General features: G+C 58.0%; 18 protein-coding genes. 17 read left to right on the forward strand and 1 reads right to left on the reverse strand.

Annotated elements, in window-relative coordinates; all coding sequences use genetic code 11:
• Positions 1–4 precede the first annotated feature (4 nt).
• From truA to cobA, 15 genes are all read left to right on the forward strand, one after another.
• Complete coding sequence (gene truA / locus ACTZWX_RS02190; RefSeq protein ID WP_444712553.1) at positions 5–913, forward strand: tRNA pseudouridine(38-40) synthase TruA; 909 nt, start codon at positions 5–7, stop codon at positions 911–913.
• The gene (locus tag ACTZWX_RS02195; RefSeq protein ID WP_444712554.1) at positions 910–1,539 is read left to right on the forward strand and encodes a phosphoribosylanthranilate isomerase; all 630 of its coding nucleotides are present in this window, start codon (positions 910–912) and stop codon (positions 1,537–1,539) included. The genes truA and ACTZWX_RS02195 overlap by 4 nt, the downstream gene beginning before the upstream one ends.
• Positions 1,532–2,740 carry a tryptophan synthase subunit beta gene (gene trpB / locus ACTZWX_RS02200; protein ID WP_197463805.1) on the forward strand — a complete coding sequence of 403 codons (1,209 nt, stop codon included), beginning with the start codon at positions 1,532–1,534 and terminating at the stop codon, positions 2,738–2,740. Before ACTZWX_RS02195 ends, trpB begins: the two co-directional genes overlap by 8 nt.
• 17 nt (positions 2,741–2,757) lie before the next feature.
• On the forward strand, positions 2,758–3,570 hold the full coding sequence (gene trpA / locus ACTZWX_RS02205) for a tryptophan synthase subunit alpha (RefSeq protein ID WP_444712555.1): 813 nt from the start codon (positions 2,758–2,760) through the stop codon (positions 3,568–3,570).
• A gap of 38 nt (positions 3,571–3,608) precedes the next feature.
• A complete protein-coding gene (gene accD / locus ACTZWX_RS02210) occupies positions 3,609–4,538 on the forward strand; it encodes an acetyl-CoA carboxylase, carboxyltransferase subunit beta (protein ID WP_444712556.1) in 930 nt (309 codons plus the stop codon).
• Positions 4,519–5,817, forward strand: a complete 1,299-nt coding sequence (gene folC / locus ACTZWX_RS02215; RefSeq protein ID WP_444712557.1) for a bifunctional tetrahydrofolate synthase/dihydrofolate synthase — start codon at positions 4,519–4,521, stop codon at positions 5,815–5,817. The genes accD and folC overlap by 20 nt, the downstream gene beginning before the upstream one ends.
• Positions 5,818–5,909: 92 nt before the next feature.
• A complete protein-coding gene (locus ACTZWX_RS02220; protein WP_444712558.1) occupies positions 5,910–6,596 on the forward strand; it encodes an SPOR domain-containing protein in 687 nt (228 codons plus the stop codon).
• A gap of 92 nt (positions 6,597–6,688) precedes the next feature.
• Positions 6,689–7,258, forward strand: a complete 570-nt coding sequence (locus tag ACTZWX_RS02225) for a CvpA family protein (protein WP_444712559.1) — start codon at positions 6,689–6,691, stop codon at positions 7,256–7,258.
• A 34-nt stretch (positions 7,259–7,292) separates the two neighbouring features.
• A complete protein-coding gene (purF, locus tag ACTZWX_RS02230) occupies positions 7,293–8,816 on the forward strand; it encodes an amidophosphoribosyltransferase (RefSeq protein WP_058089719.1) in 1,524 nt (507 codons plus the stop codon).
• 29 nt (positions 8,817–8,845) lie between these two features.
• Positions 8,846–10,069, forward strand: coding sequence for an O-succinylhomoserine sulfhydrylase (locus ACTZWX_RS02235; RefSeq protein WP_152438092.1), 1,224 nt, complete (start codon positions 8,846–8,848; stop codon positions 10,067–10,069).
• A 23-nt stretch (positions 10,070–10,092) separates the two neighbouring features.
• A complete protein-coding gene (locus ACTZWX_RS02240; RefSeq protein WP_444712560.1) occupies positions 10,093–12,678 on the forward strand; it encodes a DNA translocase FtsK in 2,586 nt (861 codons plus the stop codon).
• 13 nt (positions 12,679–12,691) lie between these two features.
• Entirely contained in the window at positions 12,692–13,345 is a 654-nt protein-coding gene (gene lolA / locus ACTZWX_RS02245) for an outer membrane lipoprotein chaperone LolA (protein WP_444712561.1), read from the forward strand.
• On the forward strand, positions 13,345–14,679 hold the full coding sequence (locus ACTZWX_RS02250; protein WP_444712562.1) for a replication-associated recombination protein A: 1,335 nt from the start codon (positions 13,345–13,347) through the stop codon (positions 14,677–14,679). Before lolA ends, ACTZWX_RS02250 begins: the two co-directional genes overlap by 1 nt.
• Positions 14,680–14,798: 119 nt before the next feature.
• The gene (serS, locus tag ACTZWX_RS02255) at positions 14,799–16,073 is read left to right on the forward strand and encodes a serine--tRNA ligase (RefSeq protein WP_444712563.1); all 1,275 of its coding nucleotides are present in this window, start codon (positions 14,799–14,801) and stop codon (positions 16,071–16,073) included.
• Positions 16,070–16,921 (forward strand): uroporphyrinogen-III C-methyltransferase, encoded by an 852-nt coding sequence (cobA, locus tag ACTZWX_RS02260; RefSeq protein WP_444712564.1) that lies wholly within the window; start codon positions 16,070–16,072, stop codon positions 16,919–16,921. The genes serS and cobA overlap by 4 nt, the downstream gene beginning before the upstream one ends.
• Before the next feature lie 84 nt (positions 16,922–17,005).
• Here cobA and ACTZWX_RS02265 read toward each other — a convergent pair whose 3' ends face one another.
• A complete protein-coding gene (locus ACTZWX_RS02265; protein ID WP_444712565.1) occupies positions 17,006–18,079 on the reverse strand; it encodes a 3-deoxy-7-phosphoheptulonate synthase in 1,074 nt (357 codons plus the stop codon).
• A gap of 267 nt (positions 18,080–18,346) precedes the next feature.
• Between ACTZWX_RS02265 and ACTZWX_RS02270 the strand changes: the two genes are divergently transcribed.
• Together ACTZWX_RS02270 and ACTZWX_RS02275 are read left to right on the forward strand one after the other, a co-directional pair.
• Positions 18,347–20,083 (forward strand): DUF1631 family protein, encoded by a 1,737-nt coding sequence (locus tag ACTZWX_RS02270; protein WP_444712566.1) that lies wholly within the window; start codon positions 18,347–18,349, stop codon positions 20,081–20,083.
• A 9-nt stretch (positions 20,084–20,092) separates the two neighbouring features.
• Positions 20,093–20,497 (forward strand): PilZ domain-containing protein, encoded by a 405-nt coding sequence (locus ACTZWX_RS02275; protein WP_342632424.1) that lies wholly within the window; start codon positions 20,093–20,095, stop codon positions 20,495–20,497.
• Positions 20,498–20,534: the final 37 nt, after the last annotated feature.

Raw genomic sequence — 20,534 nt, forward strand, 5'->3', positions numbered from 1 at the left:
ATCCTTGTTTCTCAATTCTCAGCCTTTGACCACAGATAATGCGATCGGAAACGGTCGGGTAGCCATTGCGTTTGAATACGATGGTCGCGGGTTTCATGGCTGGCAACTCCAGAAAAGCGGTGTCCGGTCAGTGGAGAGCGAGCTGGCCAGGGCCGTGTCCAGCGTTGCTGATCACCCGGTTGACCTGGTGTGCGCGGGGCGTACGGATGCCCGCGTTCATGCCAGCTTTCAGGTGGCTCATTTTGATACTCCCTCAGTGAGGAATCTCCGCTCCTGGGTCATGGGCATGAATACCGCCTTGCCGGATGATATTTCCGTGCACTGGGCGGGCAATGGTGTGGCAGATTTTCATGCACGGTTCTCGGCGGTTTATCGGCGCTACCGGTATGTTATTCTGAATCGTCCGGTAAGGCCCGGGATTCAGCGGGGGCAGGTGAGCTGGACCTTTCGGCCGCTTGACGTTGCCAGTATGCACAGGGCGGCTCAGGTGCTTGTCGGTGAACACGACTTCAGTTCGTTCCGGGCAGCCGGTTGTCAGTCCAGAACGCCGGTTCGCTATCTGGAGCGGATTTCGGTAACCCGAAAGGGCGACTATGTCGTAATAGATGTTCAGGCCAACGCTTTTCTGCACCATATGGTGCGCAACATTTCTGGCGCCTTGATGGCCGTGGGGGCAGGCAAGGAGCCTGAACCATGGGTTGGTGAGGTGTTGGCCAGCAAAGATCGCAAGTTGGCGGGTGTGACCGCACCACCGGACGGACTCTATCTTGTGGATGTTGGCTACCCGGATCAGTACGGAATACCGAGGGCTCTGTGCGGCCCCGGTTTCGTAAGTCCCTGGTTCACCGACGGTGAGAACGGACCTATTGAGCCAACGCACATTCACCCCAAACAACCGGTGTCAGAAACATGATCACCCGTGTGAAAGTTTGCGGCTTGACCCGGCCGGAAGATATTGACGTCGCGGTAAGGTGCGGCGCAGACGCCATCGGTCTGGTTTTCTATGAGCCGAGCCCACGCTCGGTTACGGTTGAGCACGCCAGGGCGCTGGCGGATCGAATACCTGCCTTCGTCACGCTGACTGGTTTGTTTGTGAATCCGGATGCCCGGTTTGTCGAGAGTGTGCTGGATCAGGTCCCGCTGGATCTGTTGCAGTTCCACGGCGATGAATCCTCGGACTTCTGTGACAGCTTCGGACGCCGCTGGATCAAAGCGGTCAGGGTTCGCGAAGAGGGTCAGATAGAGAAGGCCTTTTATGACTATCGCAAGGCCTCCGGCCTTCTGGTCGATGCCTGGGATCCGAATCGTTATGGGGGAACCGGGCAGTCCTTCAACTGGGCATTGATTCCTGAACACCGGCCGTTACCCCTGATATTGGCCGGTGGGTTGTCTTCTGCTAACGTAGCCCGCGCCATTGAAGAAGTCAGGCCCTGGGCTGTCGACGTAAGCGGAGGGGTGGAGCAGAGCAAGGGCAAGAAAGACGCCACCAAACTATCCGATTTTATGAAAGAGGTTCACCGTGTCTGTAAAACTGACTGAAGAGATGTTGAAGGCGCTTCCGGATGCGAAAGGTCACTTCGGTGCCTTCGGTGGCCGGTTTGTTTCCGAAACCCTGATGGACTCGTTGATGACGCTGGAGAAAGAGTATCTCCGGCTGAAAGATGATGCCGAATTCCAGGCCACTTTCGATAAAGACCTGGCGGACTATGTGGGGCGTCCCAGCCCATTGTATTTTGCCGAGCGACTGACGCGGGAAACCGGTGGTGCCCAGATCTGGCTGAAGCGTGAAGACCTCAACCATACCGGTGCTCACAAGGTGAACAACACCATTGGCCAGGCGCTTCTGGCCAGTTTCCTGGGCAAGAAACGAATTATTGCTGAAACCGGGGCCGGACAGCATGGTGTGGCAACCGCAACGGTGTGCGCGCGGCTTGGGCTTGAGTGCCATGTGTTCATGGGGGCGGAAGACGTCAAACGTCAGTCCCTCAACGTCTACCGCATGAAGCTACTCGGGGCCACCGTGCATGCGGTCCAGAGCGGCACCAAAACCCTGAAAGATGCCATGAACGACGCCATGCGTGACTGGGTGGCCAATGTTGATGAAACCTTTTATATCATCGGTACCGTGGCTGGCCCGCATCCCTATCCACTGCTGGTTCGCGATTTCCAGTCGGTGATTGGTCGGGAAACCCGTCGCCAGGCCCTTGAGCAGGCAGGTAAACTGCCGGATGCGCTGGTAGCCTGTGTTGGTGGCGGCTCCAATGCCATCGGCATGTTCTATCCGTTCCTGTCTGATGAGAATGTTGAGCTTTACGGTGTTGAAGCAGGCGGCCTGGGTATCGAAACCGGTCAGCATGCCGCACCTTTGTGTGCCGGGCGCCCGGGGGTTCTTCACGGAAACCGTACGTACCTGATGGAAGACGAAAACGGCCAGATCGCAGCGACCCATTCGGTCAGCGCTGGCCTGGATTATCCGGGAGTAGGCCCAGAGCACTCCTGGTTGAAAGACATCGGTCGCGCCAATTATGTCTCGGTCACCGATGACGAAGCGCTGGACGGTTTCCGTAAGCTGACCCGTGTTGAAGGTATTATGCCTGCGCTGGAAACCGCTCATGCGGTTGCCTACGCGCTAAAGCTGGCAGCAACCATGGACAAGGACAAGATGATCGTGATCAATGTCTCCGGCCGTGGCGACAAGGATATTCACACCATTGCCCAGTTGGATGGCATTGAGATCTGAAGGTATCAGGAGCAGGCATGAGCCGAATTGAAGGCGTACTGAAATCATTGAAAGAGCAGGGTCGAAAGGCGCTGATCCCGTACATCACCGCCGGTGACCCAGAGCCGGGGCAGACGGTCAGCCTGATGCACACCCTGGTGGATGCTGGCTCAGACATCATTGAGTTGGGCGTGCCGTTTTCCGATCCCATGGCGGACGGGCCTGTTATCCAGCTTGCGTGTGAGCGAGCCCTGGTGCATGGCACGTCCCTGCGCCAGGTAATCGGAATGGTCAAGGAATTCCGGAAGACCAACACCACCACACCGGTGGTACTGATGGGGTATCTGAACCCGATGGAAGCCATGGGTTACGAGACGTTTGCGGATGCTGCGGCCGATGCGGGTGTAGACGGTATCCTCACCGTTGACTTGCCACCGGAAGAGGCCGAAGACGTCGCTCCATTGTTTTCCGCCCGTAACATGGACCCAATCTTCCTGCTGGCGCCCACCACCACGGATGAACGCATCAAGGCAATCAGCGAACACTCATCCGGTTATGTGTACTATGTTTCAATCAAGGGCGTGACTGGGTCGGCAACCATCAATGTTGGTGAAGTGGCGAAAAAAGTGGCCCATGTGCATGAACTGACGGCGCTGCCGGTCGGTGTCGGATTCGGAATCCGGGATGCGGAGACAGCGGCTGCCGTTGGCAAAGTATCCGATGGTGTAATTGTCGGAAGCGTGCTGGTCGATACAATAGCCCGACACCAGACAGATCCCGAAGCCCTGGCCAAGGCGCTGACGGATCTGTTGCACCCGATGCGTGAAGCCCTGGATAGTCTGGCATCCTGAGGGGCCGGCCTCCAGGCATCAAAGGACAGGATGAAAGCATGAGTAACTGGCTGGATAAGATCATGCCGAGCAAGATTCGCTCGGAATCGCGGCAACGTACCGGGGTGCCGGAAGGGCTGTGGAAGAAGTGCCCCAAGTGCGGGGCGTTTTTATACAAGCCTGAACTCGAGAAAAACCTGGACGTCTGCCCGAAGTGTAACCACCACCTGCGTGTGTCTGCCCGGCGCCGGCTGGACATCTTCCTCGACAAGGACGGCCGTAAAGAAATAGCCGCAGAACTGGAGCCTTCTGATCGGCTCAAGTTCAAGGACAGCAAGCGCTACAAGGACCGGCTTTCAGCAGCCCAGAAAGCAACCGGCGAAAAAGACGCCCTGGTCGCTATTAAGGGTTCAACGATGGGCGTTCCCCTGGTGGCTTGTGCTTTCGAGTTCAACTTCCTGGGCGGTTCCATGGGCCAGGTGGTTGGTGAGAAATTCGTACAGGCGGCCAATGTTTCCCTTGAGCACCGTATTCCCCTGGTCTGCTTTTCTGCCAGCGGTGGCGCCCGTATGCAGGAGGCCATTCTGTCGTTGATGCAGATGGCAAAGACCGCTGCAGTGCTAGAGAAGCTCAAGCAGGAAGGCATTCCCTACATTTCGATCATGACCGATCCGGTGTTCGGCGGTGTGTCTGCCAGCCTCGCGATGCTGGGCGACCTCAATATAGCCGAGCCTTATGCGCTGATCGGTTTTGCGGGCCCCCGGGTGATCGAGCAGACCGTCCGTGAGAAGCTGCCGGAAGGTTTCCAGCGCAGTGAATTCCTGCTGGAACACGGTGCTATCGATATGATTCTGCACCGGCACCAGATGCGCGAGCGGGTAGCCCACGTTCTTGCCAAGTTCACCGGCCAGGAAAAGCCAGGCACGGAAGATCCCATCGAGTTCGAGATCACGGAAAAACCCGACACAGATGAACCCTCCCAGCACTGACGCAAGGCCCGTACCGGTCCCTCCCGGGGCCGGTGCGTCTGTTGAAAGGTGGCTTCAGTATCTGGAAGCCATTCATCCCACCGAAATTGACCTTGGCCTGGATCGGGTTCTGGTGGTTTTGCGCCGCCTGTTTCCGCGAAAGCCAGCAGCGCGAATCATCACTGTAGCGGGCACCAACGGCAAAGGCACGACCGTGGCGGCCCTGGAGTCGCTTTTGCGGGCCGCCGGGCGAACCACCGGAGCTTATACTTCTCCCCATCTTCAGCGTTATAACGAGCGGGTGCGGATTAACGGTCAGGATATCAGCGATGCCGCGTTGATATCCGCCTTCGAACAAGTGGAGGCGGCACGGGGTAAGGTTTCCCTGACCTACTTTGAATTCGGTACCCTGGCAGCCTTCGTGGCGCTCGCCGACGCGGGTGTCGAAGACTGGATTCTGGAGGTCGGCCTTGGTGGACGCCTGGATGCCGTTAATGTGCTGGACGCTGACTTCGCGGTGATCACCTCTATTGATATCGACCATATCAGCTTTCTGGGCGATAACCGGGAAGTGATCGGCTTCGAAAAGGCCGGTGTTCTGCGGCCCGGGATTACTGCGGTCTGTGCAGATCCGGAGCCTCCCGCCTCTGTGCTTCAGCAGGCCGCCGCGCAGAAGGTCAATCTTAAGGTGACCGGGCGTGATTACCGGCTCAGGCCGGTTGGCGATTCCGTTGAGCTGACGATCGAGGGGCTCAGTATAACCCTGCCGGCCGGCCCGCTACCTGTTGAAAGTGTTGCGGCAGCGGTGGTGTTGGCGCGGGTGTTGGCGCCAACCATGACTGTCAGCCTGTTAGCGGATACAGCCAGGTCTGTAACGGTGCCGGGGCGTTTTGAGCGGTTGAGAACAAGGCCGGATGTGATCGTGGATGTTGGTCACAATCCCCATGCCGCACGCTGGTTGGCTCAGCGGCTTGAGTTGCAGCGGTCAGGGCAGGGCAAGGTGTTCGGTGTTTATGCCGCTCTGGCGGATAAAGACGTGGAGGGGGTAATGCGGGCCATGGCGCCAGTTGTCGAACGCTGGTGGTTCGCCGGGCTCGATGTACCGCGCGGGCTGGAGGTGCAGACTCTGGTGGAGCGGGCACGGGCTTGCGGAATTGCCGGTTGCACGGCGTCTGAGTCTGTGGCTGATGCCATCTCTTCGGCACTGGCGGATGCCGGCGAGAACGACACCATCGCGGTATTCGGTTCGTTCTACACCGTTGCGGAGGCCCGGGCCCGACTTGCCGGCGAAGTCTCTTAAACTTTGTCCATGGCAGGCGCCGGAGCTTTGTGTTAACGGCACTCGGCGGTTAGTATCAGTACCAAACTGTTAGGTTAAGGGAGCCCTTTCTCGTGAACGGATTGAAACAAAGAATCATTGGTGCGCTGGTTCTGGTCTCCCTGGCTGTGATTTTTGTGCCGATGATATTTGACGAGCCCCATTCCGAGCGGCAGTCCCGGCCTGTCACCATCCCCGAGGAGCCGCCGTTCCCTGAAGTGGACGTTCCCCCGGAGCCGGCCCTTGGCGGCAGCGACTACGGCATGAATTCAGCGCCTCAGGACACTCCCGCTACGGAATCAGCTCCCGGTTATCGACTGATTGAAGGCGTTGAGGAGTCTGCGCCAGAATCGTCCAGCGCCCGCGAGCCCGCGGCCGAGGCCGAGGTAGCAGAGCCGGTTACCCGTACGACGGATAGCCGTGCAGCCAGTTCAGAACCTCAGCCACAGGTTTCGCAATCCTCTGAGCCGGCCACTTCTGCCGGCTCGGCGGAGGAATCCGCTGAGTTCACCCGGTCACTTGAAGGTGCCTGGGTTGTCCAGCTTGGCAGCTTTGGTAATGCCGACAATGCCCGCCGGCTGCGCGACAATGTTCGCGACATGGGGTACGGCGCCCACCTACAGCAAGTGGAGCGCGGCGACACCACGTTGACCCGGGTGTTCAGCGGGCCGTTTGTCAACAAGTCCGAGGCCGAGGCCGCCAAGAAAGCCCTGGATGATGCCTTCTCACTGAACAGCCTGGTTACCTCCGGCGGAAAGTGACCAGGTGACTTGCAATTTATGAGCCTCAGGCGGTTTGGTGACGCCCGGTTTCCTGTTAGAATTCGCGCTTCCTCTTCTCCATCGGGTTTTTCATGGACGCGCTGATCTGGATTGACTGGGTCATCATAGCTCTGATTGCTGTTTCCACGCTTATCAGTCTGAAGCGGGGCTTTGTTCGCGAAGCCCTGTCGCTGGTGACCTGGGTTGGGGCATTCATCATAGCCCGCACGTTCCACCCCCAAATGCAGTCTTTGCTTGAATCCACCGTGGAAACCCCGCTGGTGCGTTTAATTGCAGCTTTTGCGATCCTGTTTTTCGGTACCCTGATTGTGGGCGCCATTATCAATAATATGATTGGCCATCTGGTACGGGCCACGGGCTTGTCTGCCACTGACCGCGTTCTTGGCATGGGGTTCGGGTTGCTGCGGGGTGTGGTAGTGGTCATCGTCGGTATTGCGTTCACCCGTTACACGCCGCTTGCAGAGGATACCTGGTGGCGAACGTCAGTGATGATCGACCGCCTGGCGGTGGTCGAAGACTGGTCCCGTCGAACCTTGGGCGATGAATTTGCCCGGTTCCTGGGCCCTGAGGCAGGGGCCGGGAACAGCACCGAATCCTCAACAGAGCAGGAAGGCGTGGAACCTGCGCCTGCATCCCGTTAACATTCAGATTTAACACTCGGAGAGTTTCCCAGCCATGTGCGGCATTGTCGGTATTGTCAGTACTTCAAACGTCAACCAGCTTCTTTACGATGCACTGACTGTTCTTCAGCACCGTGGCCAGGATGCGGCGGGTATTGTGACTTTTCAGGATAACCGGTTTTTTCTGCGCAAGGACAATGGCCTGGTCCGGGACGTATTCCATACCCGGCATATGCGCAGGCTGGTAGGCAATGTGGGGATCGGTCACGTCCGTTACCCCACCGCTGGCAGTTCAAGCTCTGCCGAGGCCCAGCCGTTTTACGTGAACAGCCCCTATGGCATTACTCTGGCACACAACGGCAACCTGACCAATGCCGATGACCTGAGCAGCGATTTGTTCCGCACCGATCTGCGCCACATCAACACCAATTCCGATTCCGAGGTGTTGCTCAACGTATTTGCCCATGAGCTGCAGAAGCTTGGGAAACTGAACCCGACCAAAGACGAGATCTTTGCCGCTGTCCGCGCCGTGCACAAGCGGTGCCGGGGTGCCTATGCCGTTATCGCGATGATTACCGGCTACGGCATTGTCGGTTTCCGCGACCCCAATGGCATTCGCCCGGCCTGTTACGGTGTGCGGGAAAGCGACGATGGCCAGAAAGAATATATGATCGCCTCGGAGAGCGTGGCTCTGAACGCCGCCGGCTTCGAGATCGTTCGGGATATCGCACCGGGTGAAGCGGTTTACATCGAAACAGACGGTACCCTCTACACCGAGCAATGTGCGGAATCCCCCAAGCTGTATCCATGCATCTTCGAGCACGTCTATTTTGCTCGCCCCGACTCCATCATGGACCGGGTGTCGGTATACAAGGCACGTCTGCGCATGGGCGAAACTCTGGCAGACAAGGTGCTCAGGGAGCGGCCGGACCATGACATTGATGTGGTGATCCCGATTCCGGACACCAGCCGGACGTCGGCCATGCAGATGGCCTATCAGTTGGGCGTCAAATACCGGGAAGGCTTTATCAAGAACCGCTATATCGGGCGGACGTTCATCATGCCCGGCCAGAAAATGCGGAAGAAGTCGGTGCGCCAGAAGCTCAATCCCATAGACCTGGAGTTCCGGGGCAAGAACGTCATGCTGGTTGATGATTCCATCGTCCGGGGAACCACCTGTAAGGAAATCGTTCAGATGGCCCGTGACGCCGGTGCCCGGAACGTCTACTTCGCCTCGGCAGCGCCGCCTGTGCGTTATCCCAACGTATACGGCATTGATATGCCCTCGGCCAGTGAGCTGATTGCCCACGACCGTTCGGTGGAGGAGGTTCGGGAGCAGATCGGTGCTGACTGGCTGGTATACCAGGACCTGGAAGACCTGATTACCTGCGTCAACGATGTCAACGACGATATCGATGGTTGGGAGTGCTCGGTGTTTACCGGTGATTACGTAACCGGTGACGTAGACGAGGCCTACCTGCGCCGGCTCGAGGACCTGCGTAAAGACGAGAAGCGTCCCGGTGGGCAGATCATCGATGGTGATAATGCCATTATCGACCTCCATAATGACGAAGACTGAACCCCTAACGCCCGTGCCAGGAGAACACTATGACAATCGGCCGTGAAGAACATCTCTGGATTCCTGAATCGGATCTGGACGGTATGTCAGTGGATACCCTGGCAGTGAGGGCAGGGCAGGTCCGGACCGGTCAGTTGGAGCACAGCGACGCCATCTTTCCGACCTCCAGTTTCGTCTATGGCAGTGCGGCCCAGGCGGCAGCCCGTTTTGGTGGTGAGGAGCCCGGCAACATCTATTCCCGCTTTACCAATCCAACCGTTCAGGGTTTTGAGGCCCGCATCGCTGCCATGGAAGGTGGAGAAAAGGCCGTTGCCACTGCCTCGGGCATGGCGGCCATCCTGAGTACCTGTATGGCGCTGCTGCAGTCCGGGGATCACGTTATCTGTTCCCGTGGCGTGTTTGGCACCACCAACGTGTTGTTCCAGAAGTATATGGCGCGTTTCGGGGTTGAGACCACGTTCGTTAGCCTGACGGATGCAGACGGCTGGGAGGCAGCAGTCCGGCCGGAAACCCGGATGCTGTTTATTGAAACGCCATCCAACCCGCTTTGTGAAATCGCTGACATGGACGCATTGTCGGCGCTGGCCAGGGCCAACGATGCCCTGTTTGTGGTGGATAACTGTTTCTGCACGCCGGTATTGCAGCGACCCCTTGAACAGGGGGCGGATCTGGTGATCCATTCAGCCACAAAGTACCTGGATGGCCAGGGCCGCTGTGTTGGCGGAGTGGTGGTAGGGCCTGCCAGGTATCTGGATGAGATCTACGGGTTCCTGCGATCTGCCGGGCCCACCATGAGCCCGTTCAATGCCTGGGTGTTCCAGAAGGGGCTGGAAACCTTACCGATTCGTATGCGAGCCCACTGCAACAATGCGTTAGAGTTGGCGAACTGGCTCGAACGCCAGCCAAGCGTGGAGAGAGTGTTCTACGCGGGTCTTGAAAGCCATCCCCAGCATCAGCTGGCGAAGAAGCAACAGGACGGGTTTGGCGGAATTGTGTCGTTTCTGGTCAAAGGGGGCAGAGAAGAAGCCTGGCGCTTTATTGATGCCACCCGAATGATTTCAATCACAGCGAATCTGGGTGATGTGAAAACCACCATTACCCACCCGGCGACGACAACCCATGGCCGGTTATCTCCTGAGGATAAAGACAAGGCGGGCATCACCGAGAATCTGATCCGGTTGTCTGTTGGCATTGAAGCCATTGATGACCTGAAAACCGATCTGACACGGGGTTTTCAGGCGCTGAAAGACTAAACTCACTGACGGTTTGAGCATTCATGGCGGAATCCGCTAAAGCGAAACAAGCAGCATCGACGGAACTGACAGAAAAACAACAGCGCTTTCGCCGCCTGATGGCCCAAGGGGCCAGAGAGGGTGCGGTTATCGGCATGATTGTGCTGTGCATCTATCTGGCGATGGCGCTGTTTACCTTCAGTGCGTCTGACCCCGGGTGGGCGAGTATCGGCCACGATACTCGCGTGGATAACGCCGCCGGGCGCTCCGGCGCCTGGCTCGCAAGCCTGCTGGTGGACTTCTTCGGGCAGGTTTCCTGGCTGTTCCCGGTGATGATTGCCGGTTATGCCGTCATGCTGATCCGTCGCAGGCATGAGTCACTGGACCTCCATTGGCCACTGTTCATGGTTCGCTTTGGCGGGTTTCTGCTGATTCTGTTGTCAGCCACCAGCCTGCTTTCCCTTTATTCGGTATTCGGCCTTGGTGCCTCCTCCGGCGGTGTACTGGGAACAGCGGTTTCAGAAGCCATGGTGCGCTTCTTCAATCTGCCAGCCACCACGCTGTTGCTGATCGCGATCTTCCTGTTCGCCCTGACCGTGACCGTCGGCCTGTCCTGGTTCCGCTTGATGGACCATGTTGGTGGGTTGACACTCAGAAACGGACGTTGGCTTCAGTCGCTGTTCAAGGGCAGCGAGCGCAAGGTCAAAAGCCCTGGTGTGCCTCCTGCTGCCCGCCCTGAGCCAGAGCCTCCGGTTATCAAGGACCGGGTGGCGCAGACCAATCCGGTAGCAGAGAAAGCACCTCAGAAAGACTCCTGGTGGCGCCGTTTATTCCGCCGAAAACCAAAAGCGGCCGATAAGGGTACACAGAAGGACAGAAGCAAAGCTCGTAAGGAACCGGCGATTGACGGGCTTCCTGAAATTGAACCAGAACCCGCAAGACTGGAAAGTTTCAGCTCGGGGGATAGGGATGAAACGCCTCGCAAGGCGGCCGCGCCCCAGCAGCCCAAGCCCGCGAACCGGGCACTGAAAATTGCCCCGTTCAAGAAGGATGATCAGGGGCCTGCCGACAAGAAAGCCAACAGCAAGCAGGGCTCTTTGCTGGAAGACATTGAGAGCCTGATCCCGCCGATTTCCTTGCTGGACCCGCCTGAGGAACATAAAGAAAAGGGTTACTCGGAAGAATCACTGGAGCACATGTCGCGCCTGCTCGAAGAGAAGCTGGCGGATTTCGGTGTCACGGTAGAGGTGGTCGAGGTCAATCCTGGCCCGGTTATCACCCGATTTGAGATCAAGCCCGCCGCCGGGGTGAAAGTCAGCAAGATTTCCAACCTGGCCAAGGATCTCGCCCGTTCATTGGCGGTGTTGAGTGTACGGGTGGTGGAAGTCATACCCGGAAAGTCCGTGGTGGGCATCGAGATTCCCAATGAGGAGCGGGAAATCGTTCGTCTGAGCGAAGTTCTTGGGGCCCGGGTGTTTACCGAGTCGTCATCGCCGCTGACACTGGCACTGGGTAACGATATTGGCGGTAATCCGATGGTGGCCAATCTGGCCAAGATGCCGCACCTGCTGGTGGCCGGTACGACCGGTTCGGGTAAATCGGTCGGGGTTAACGCCATGCTGCTGAGCATGCTGCTCAAAGCCAGTCCCGATGAAGTGCGCTTTATCATGGTGGACCCGAAGATGCTGGAACTGAGCATCTACGACGGCATCCCGCACCTGCTGGCACCGGTTGTGACGGACATGAAAGAAGCCGCCAATGCACTGCGCTGGTGTGTGGCGGAGATGGAGCGGCGCTACCGTTTGATGGCCAGCCTGGGCGTGCGCAACATCGCCGGCTACAACAAAAAGGTGAAGGACGCCAGGGCTGAGGGCGAGCCGTTACTGGACCCTCTCTGGAAACCGGATGAATACCTGGCCAACGACGAACAGGAGCGGCCAGAACTGGAAACCCTGCCGTTCATCGTTGTCGTAATCGACGAATTCGCTGACATGATGATGATTGTCGGCAAAAAGGTGGAAGAGCTGATCGCCCGCATTGCCCAGAAGGCCCGTGCCGCCGGTATCCATCTTATTCTTGCTACCCAGCGGCCATCCGTGGATGTGATCACAGGCCTGATCAAGGCCAATATCCCGACCCGGATGTCGTTCCAGGTATCGTCCAAGATCGACTCCCGTACCGTGCTTGATCAGGGTGGCGCCGAACAGCTGCTGGGCCACGGCGACATGCTATATCTGCCGCCGGGTTCTGGCCTGCCGGTTCGGGTACACGGAGCCTTCGTTGACGATGACGAAGTACACCGGGTGGTCAGCGCCTGGAAAGCCCGGGGTGAACCGGAATACGTGGATGATGTGCTTAACGGCGCCGAAGGTGAGCACCTGCCGGGCGTGCCAACCCTAAGCGAAGGCGGTGTCGGCGGTGGTGACGAAGGAGACGCGCTGTTCGATGAAGCGGTGGCCTTTGTGACCGAGAACCGACGGGTGTCGATCTCCTCCGTTCAACGTAAATTCAAGATCGGCTACAACCGTGCTGCGAACCTGGTGGACGCCATGGAAGCCTCGGGAGTGGTCAGTCCGGCGGGTCATAATGGTGCCAGGGAAGTTCTGGCGCCGCCGCCCCCAAGAGACTAGGAGCAGCATACTTATGATCAGATCTGTCTACACGATGATAGCGGCGCTGTGCATGATGGTCGTTGCGGCAACGGCCTCTGCGGAACAGGGTAACAGCTCTCGTGATGCCGCTGAAGAGCTTGCCTCTATGTTGCGCAGTTACCAAACCTACCAGGCCGATTTCATCCAGATTGTGGTCAATGAAAATGGCAACCGGGTTCAGGAAACCCGTGGGTCTCTGAAGGCCAAGCGACCGGGTCTGTTCTACTGGGAAACCGGTGCGCCTTTGTCCCAGTTTATTGTCAGTGACGGCGACACGGTGGAGGTTTACGACCCGGATCTGGAACAGGTCACCATCCACACCCTGGATGATCGGGTGCAGACAACACCGGCGCTGCTTCTGAGTGGCGAAGTGGATAATCTTGAGGAAACCTACGATGTGAGTGAGCGCCGGATGGGTGACAATACCCGCGAGTTCACTTTGGTTCCCAGGGGCGCCGATTCCCTGTTTACATCCTTGCGCTTGAGCTTCTACAACGGTGAACTTCAGGAAATGAGAATGGAAGATTCGCTGTCTCAACTGAGTATTCTCAGCTTTGACCGGATAACACTGAATCAGGAACTGGACAACAGTGCGTTCCGCCTGGAATACCCCGAGGAGGTGGATATTATTCGGGACGGTGCCTGATGCAGGACAACCTGTTTGAGCCCGAGGCCGGATTCCAGCCCTTGGCGGCCCGAATGCGGCCGGCCAACCTGGACGAGTACGTTGGCCAGTCTCATCTGGTCGGCCCCGGAAAACCGCTCAGGCGCGCCGTAGAGCAGGGCCAACTGCATTCGATGATTCTCTGGGGGCCACCCGGAGTGGGTAAAACCACCTTTGCCCGGCTGTTGGCCAATGTGGGTGACTTGTCCTATGAAACGCTCTCTGCGGTGCTCAGCGGCGTCAAGGATATCCGGGATGTGGTCGAGCGGGCCCGCAACCGCAAGCAGTCCCAGGGCAGGGACACGCTGCTTTTCGTTGACGAGGTGCACCGGTTCAACAAAAGCCAACAGGATGCCTTTCTCCCTCATATTGAAGATGGCACCTTCATTTTTGTGGGTGCTACCACGGAAAACCCCTCTTTTGAACTGAACAGCGCGCTCTTGTCGCGGACCCGCGTATATGTGCTCAAAAACCTGGACAAGCCGGACATCCTTGAACTCCTGAATCGAGCATTGGTTTCGCCAGCGGGCTTCGGCGGCACCCTTCAGGTGCCAGCCGGGGTGCTGGATAACATGGCCGAAGCCTCTGGAGGCGATGCCCGGCGTGCTCTGAACATTCTCGAGGTGGCCGCTGACCTGGCCGAGCCGGATGACAACGGGCAGAACGCCATCACCGCCCAGACACTGGAACAGGTACTGCAAACCAGCCTGCGCCGGTTCGACAAAGGCGGCGACGTGTTCTATGACCAGATCTCCGCGTTGCACAAATCCGTGCGGGGCTCCAGCCCCGATGGTTCCCTGTACTGGCTTTGCCGTATGCTGGACGGTGGCTGTGACCCTCTGTATGTGGCCCGGCGCCTGGTGCGGATCGCCAGCGAAGACATCGGCAACGCCGACCCCCGTGCCCTGCAAATTACCATGCAGGCCTGGGATGCCCAGGAGCGGTTGGGATCACCGGAAGGGGAGCTGGCGCTAGCCCAGGCTGTCACCTACCTGGCGCTGGCACCAAAGAGTAATGCCGTGTACAAGGCGTTCAACGAGTGCATGGCGGACATCCGAAAGGATCCTGATTACGAAGTGCCGGTGCACTTGCGTAATGCTCCTACCAGGCTGATGAAAAGCCTGGGCCACGGTGATGAATATCGCTACGCCCATGACGAACCGGACGCTTACGCGGCCGGAGAGTCTTACCTGCCTGAAGCTATCCACCAACGCCGTTACTATCAGCCTGTCATGCGTGGGCTGGAGATCAAACTGGCTGAAAAGCGCCAGCGTCTGGATGATCTCGATGGCCGAAGCGGCAAAAAGCGTTATTGATGTAACGCTCATGCCGCAAATTACCTGGCCTTCGCCCGGGGATGGTGGTCAGCAGAACAACGGCAGGTATAATGGCGTGATATCCATACTATTCGTTAACCGGAAAATTCAGGAAGATCATGCTCGATCCGAAACGTGTCCGTTCACAGACTGAAGAAATTGCCCGTCGGCTGGCTATCAAAAACTTCGAGTTTGACGTTGCCACCTTCGAACGCCTTGAGGAACGCCGTCGAGCCATTCAGGTTCGTGCGGAAACGCTGCAGAGCGAGCAGAACAAACGGTCGAAATCCATTGGTAAGGCCAAAGCGGCGGGTGAAGACATCAAACCGCTGCTGGAAGAGGTGGACAATCTCAAGCAGCAGAAGGCCGAGGCTGAGGAGGAGTTGCGCTCAGTACAGGAATCCCTGAACGCGTTTTTTGCCGGTATTCCTAATCTGCCGGACGAAGACGTACCGCCGGGAGCGAACGAAGACGACAACGTGGAGACCCGTGTTTGGGGCACGCCGCGCCGCTTTGATTTCGAGCCCAGGGACCACGTTGCCCTGGGCGAACAGCTCAAGGGTCTGGACTTCGAGAAGGCCACCCAGTTGGCCCATTCCCGCTTTGCCGTCATGCGCGGTCAACTGGCGAAGCTACATCGGGCACTGGCTCAGTTCATGCTCGACCTGCACACAGAAGAGCATGGCTATACCGAAGCCTATGTGCCGTACCTGGTCAATGCCAACGCGCTGTTCGGTACCGGCCAGCTACCCAAGTTTGAAGAGGATCTGTTCCGTACCGCCGGTGACAACCCGCTATACCTGATCCCGACGGCCGAAGTACCGGCGACCAACCTGGTGGCCGACAGTATTCTGGAAGCCAGCGAAATGCCACTGCGGATGGTTTGCCATACCCCCTGTTTCCGCAGCGAAGCGGGCTCCTACGGGCGGGATGTGCGTGGCATGATCCGTCAGCACCAGTTCGACAAGGTTGAACTGGTGCATGTTGTGCGCCCCGAGGACTCCACCGAGGCGCTTGAGCAGCTCACTGGCCATGCCGAGAAGGTGCTGCAGTTGCTGGAGCTGCCGTATCGGGTGGTTACCCTGTGTGGCGGCGACATGGGCTTCTCCGCAGCGAAGACCTACGATCTGGAAGTGTGGCTGCCAGGGCAGGGTAAATACCGGGAGATTTCATCCTGCTCCAACACCCGCGATTTTCAGGCACGGCGTATGCAAGCACGTTGGCGCAACTCGGAAACCGGAAAGCCGGAGCCTGTTCATACCCTGAATGGCTCGGGCCTGGCCGTAGGCCGTGCGATGATCGCGGTGATGGAGAACTACCAGCAGGAGGACGGCAGTATTCTGGTTCCGGACGTTCTCAAACCCTATATGAAAGGCATTGATCGGATCCAATGAGCGAACCATTCACGGATGTACCAGGGAGGGGCGTCAAGGAAGGGTCTGCACCAGTTCGGTACAGGCCCAACCCGGTAACCGAAAACCCGAATAATTCTGCGGGCGAGGTCGCCCTGGTGGGCGCCGGCCCCGGTGATCCTGAACTTCTGACCCTCAAGGCCTGGCGCCTGATCCAGTCGGCTGACGTTATTCTCTACGATCGGCTGGTTTCTCCGGAAATACTCTCCCTGATCCCCGCTAACGTTGAAATGGTTCATGTCGGCAAGCAGCGCTCAAATCACACGTTGCCGCAGGATCAGATTAACCAGCGCTTGGTGGAGCTGGCCCGGGAGGGCCACAAAGTGGTGCGCCTCAAGGGTGGTGACCCGTTCATCTTCGGCCGCGGCGGCGAAGAGATTGAAACGCTGGCAGCTGCCGGTGTTCGCTTTCAGGTGGTTCCCGGCATAACCGCAGCGTCCGGCTGTGCGGCCTATGCGGGCATTCCGCTGACTCACCGGGACCACGCCCAGTCGGTGCGCTTTATTACCGGGCATTTGAAAAACGATACCTGCGATTTGCCCTGGTCAGACTTTGTGCAGAATAATCAGACACTGGTGTTCTACATGGGCTTGGTCGGTTTGCCGATTATCTGCCGGCAATTGATTGGGCATGGCATGACACCAGACATGCAGGTGGCGCTGGTGTCCAAGGGCACAACGGCCGACCAGAAAGTCGTGGTGGGAACGCTCAGTGATATTGTTGGAAAGGTCGAGAACAGTGGTGTCCAGGCTCCCACTCTGGTGATTATCGGTCACGTGGTCGCGCTCAGAAGTCGCCTGGACTGGCGGGGAGCTGTAGAGAGCGCCTGAGGGTGGAGAAGCAGGGCGGGCCCGCGTATCGGTCTCCCGGGGCGCCGAAGCTGATCGGCTACCCCGTGAATCCTGTCAGCGCGCTCAGGCGTTACGCTTGGGCAGCACGTCTTTGAGCTTTTCGCGCATATCCCGAATGGCTTTCTCGGTGGTTTCCCAGTCAATACAGGCGTCGGTTACCGACACGCCGTATTTCAGGTCTGCCAGGTTTTCCGGGATGGACTGGTTACCCCAGTTAATGTGGCTTTCCACCATCAGGCTCTGGATAGACTGGTTGCCCTCCAGGATCTGATGGGTCACATCCTGCATGACCAGAGGCTGAATGGCCGGGTCTTTGCTGGAGTTGGCGTGGCTGCAATCCACCATGATCGACTTGCGCAGATTGGCTTTGTCCAGCGCCTGCTCGCACAGTGCAACACTCACGGAATCATAGTTCGGTTTGCCACCGCCGCCGCGCAACACCACGTGGCCGTAGTTGTTGCCCTTGGTGCGGATGATGGCCACCTTGCCTTGCTGATCGATACCCAGGAAGCTGTGGGGGTAAGAAACCGATTTCATGGCGTTAACGGCTACGTCCAGGCTGCCATCAGTACCATTCTTGAAGCCAATGGCCATGGACAGGCCGCTGCTCATTTCCCGGTGGGTTTGAGACTCGGTGGTGCGGGCGCCAATGGCAGACCAGGCAATGGTGTCTTGCAGGTACTGGGGGGAGATGGGGTCAAGGGCCTCGGTGGCGGTTGGCAGGCCCATCTCGTTAATATCCAGCAGCAAGCGACGGCCGATGTGCAGGCCCTGTTCAATATCGAAGGTATCGTTCAGGTGAGGGTCGTTGATCAGGCCTTTCCAGCCAACGGTGGTGCGCGGCTTCTCGAAATATACCCGCATCACCAGCAGCAGGGTATCGCTGACTTCGTCGGCGAGTTTTTTCAGTCGGGCAGCGTAATCGCGGGCTGCCTCCACATCGTGAATAGAGCAGGGGCCAACCACGATAAACAGGCGGTGGTCTTTGCCATCCATGATGTCGTAAATGGCCTGACGGCCAGAAGCTACGGTTTCGGCAGCTTCATCTGACAGCGGCATTTCATTTTTCAGCGCTTCAGGAGTGATCAGTGGTTCCTGGCTGGCCACGTTCAGGTTTTCCAGTTTCTTGCCCGACATCTTGTTGTGCTTCCCCGAATCAGATCGTTACATCACCGGGTAACGCTGTCATTATGGGCCCGGTGTTTAATGATTAACGCGAATGGTGCCGGTCTGCAGTTGCTGTAAACCCCGGCGAGTTGGTTATACTGCGTTATTTGAAGACCCTTTTCAACGCTTCCAGTCAACAGGTAACGGATGTCGCCGCCAGCCAGGAAACCACGAGCAGACTTTTCCCCCCGAAAGGTGGTTTCAGAGAGGATTACGCAGGTTCTTTCGGGTATCCGGGTGCCGGATTTACCCTATCCGGCCGGAAAATCGTCACCTGAGTCCAATGCCGATTGGCGCCCGCTGTTGTTTTCCTGTTGGACCGAACAACGGGACGAGCGGGTAACGGACGTTCTGCGGTCGGTGCAGATCGAATGGACCGTGCGCCAGGTCAATGCAGCCTATCTGTCTGACCGGATAATGGACGTGTTCCTGAAAACCAGTGGGTTGCATCGTGCCCTGGTCAGTCGTATTGCCAGATTGCGGTTCTGGCTGGCGTGGCAGCTCGATACCCGCGGAGCCAGTGTGTTCGGCAACGTTGTACTTGACTGGTTGGACAACCTGCAGGAATGGCGGGGTTGGAGTGATACCGGGGGGCGATCATCCAGGGTGTTGCTGGACCAGTTGGATAGCCTGGTTATCGCTGTGTCCGGCAGCTTTGAAAGTGGCCAGCCCGAACTGGTGGAAAGCTATTGTAAACAATGGCTTGACGACCGGGAGAAAAGTGAGCAACAGGTCAGCCGGTTGCGTGAACGCCTGCTCGAGACCGAGCGTGGTGCTTCGCGGCAGCGGCTTGCCGACCAGGTTTCCCGCGCGCTGATCGGCAGGGCGCTGACCGGGCGGGAGTTACCGGTGGTCATCAGTCGATTCATCATCGAAGACTGGTACAAGGTTCTCAAACAGAGCGTCTGGTCCGAGGGCACAGACAGTGAGCTGTATCGACATGCCAACAAACTGCTCGAGTGGTTGGTATGGCTCGGTGATCCTGCACTGTCGGACAGAGACAGGAACCGGCTTTACCATGTAGGCGAGCAGATAGGAGACCGGATTCAGGATGTGTGGACCCGGGCCCTCGGCCAGGGATTGCCGGAGAACGCTTTGGCGGATATTCAGACGGTTATCGTAGCGCGTATCCGCGGCGAGGTGCCGGAACTCAAGCCTGCCCTGGGTAGCGGCAGCAGCCTGACCTGGGACAGCCGGTGGCTATCGCTGGCTCCGGTAGACCCGCAACAGGCCGAGGGCTTTATCGGCCGGTGGTTTGTCGAAGGTGAGGGTGCTGCTGAGCAAAGGCGTTATCTGTTCGCGTTGCTCGAAGATAGTGGGGAAGTGCTCTGGACCAACGGCGCCGGGGTCAAACTCGGCCTGCAGGACTGGGCGTTGTTCCTGGCAGATCTTGAAGCCGACACCCTGAGGCCCTTGCCGGCTCCGACACCGTTTGGTGAGGTGCTCTCGGAAACCGTGAATCTGTTGTTCAAAGTGTGCGAGAAACAACAGAAGCAACGTGAAGAGGCGGCTCGGGAAGCGAGGGCTCGGGCAGAGGCACTGCGAAAGGAGAAGGAGGCCGCCGAGCGCGCAAGAAAGGCCGAAGAAGAGGCAAGACAGGCAGCCCTGGAGAAACAGAGGGCAGAAGCGGAACGGCAGCGCCAGGAAGATGAGAAAGCGGAGCAGGAACGTCTCCAGAAAGAACGTGAGCTGGCGGCGGCCAAACAAGTGGATGGTATTGCTCTGGGAGGCTGGATTGTACTGGCCGCCCAGAAGGATGATGAGGAACCGACCAGGCTGAAACTGGCGGTCAAGATTTCTGCATCCCGGAAGTTCGTGTTCGTGGACCGTCTGGGGCTTAATCGCCGTGAGTTTCTACACGATGAGCTGGTATCCGGGGTCGTATCAGGCCGTATCAGGGTATTGGGGAGTGCAGCAGAGTTCGACGACACCCTGAGCCGGGTTGTTGGCCGGATCCGGGTTGGCCGTAACTGAGGATGGCTTATGGTTGATGATAACTACGAGTTCGGAAGCTCCCAGGGTTTCCCCAGTGGGCAGGACAATCGCGAGGAATATCGTTTAACCGCCAGGGCTCGAGCATGGCTGTGGCTTGAGTCACCTGAACCGGATGTTGAGGTACAGGATGCCGCTCCTCTTGAGTGCCAGATTCGCGATATTTCGGCGAGAGGCCTGAGCCTTGTCTCGTCAGAGCCACTGGTGCTCAATTCGTTACTGATGGCAGAGATCAGTCTTGGGCACAAAACGCAGCGGTTTCGGTTAATGGTGGAGGTTGTCTGGTGCCGTGAAACGGGCCAGGAATACCTGGTGGGCGTCCAGATTCTGGAATCGGATGAGACGGATTATCTGGAATGGATGGATGCGGTTGCCACAGCGCTCACTGAATCCTGAATAGAAAAAAGCCGGCATGGAGCCGGCTTTTCTGATG

The sequence above is a fragment of the Marinobacter sp. NSM genome (assembly GCF_052380025.1).
Taxonomy (GTDB): domain Bacteria; phylum Pseudomonadota; class Gammaproteobacteria; order Pseudomonadales; family Oleiphilaceae; genus Marinobacter.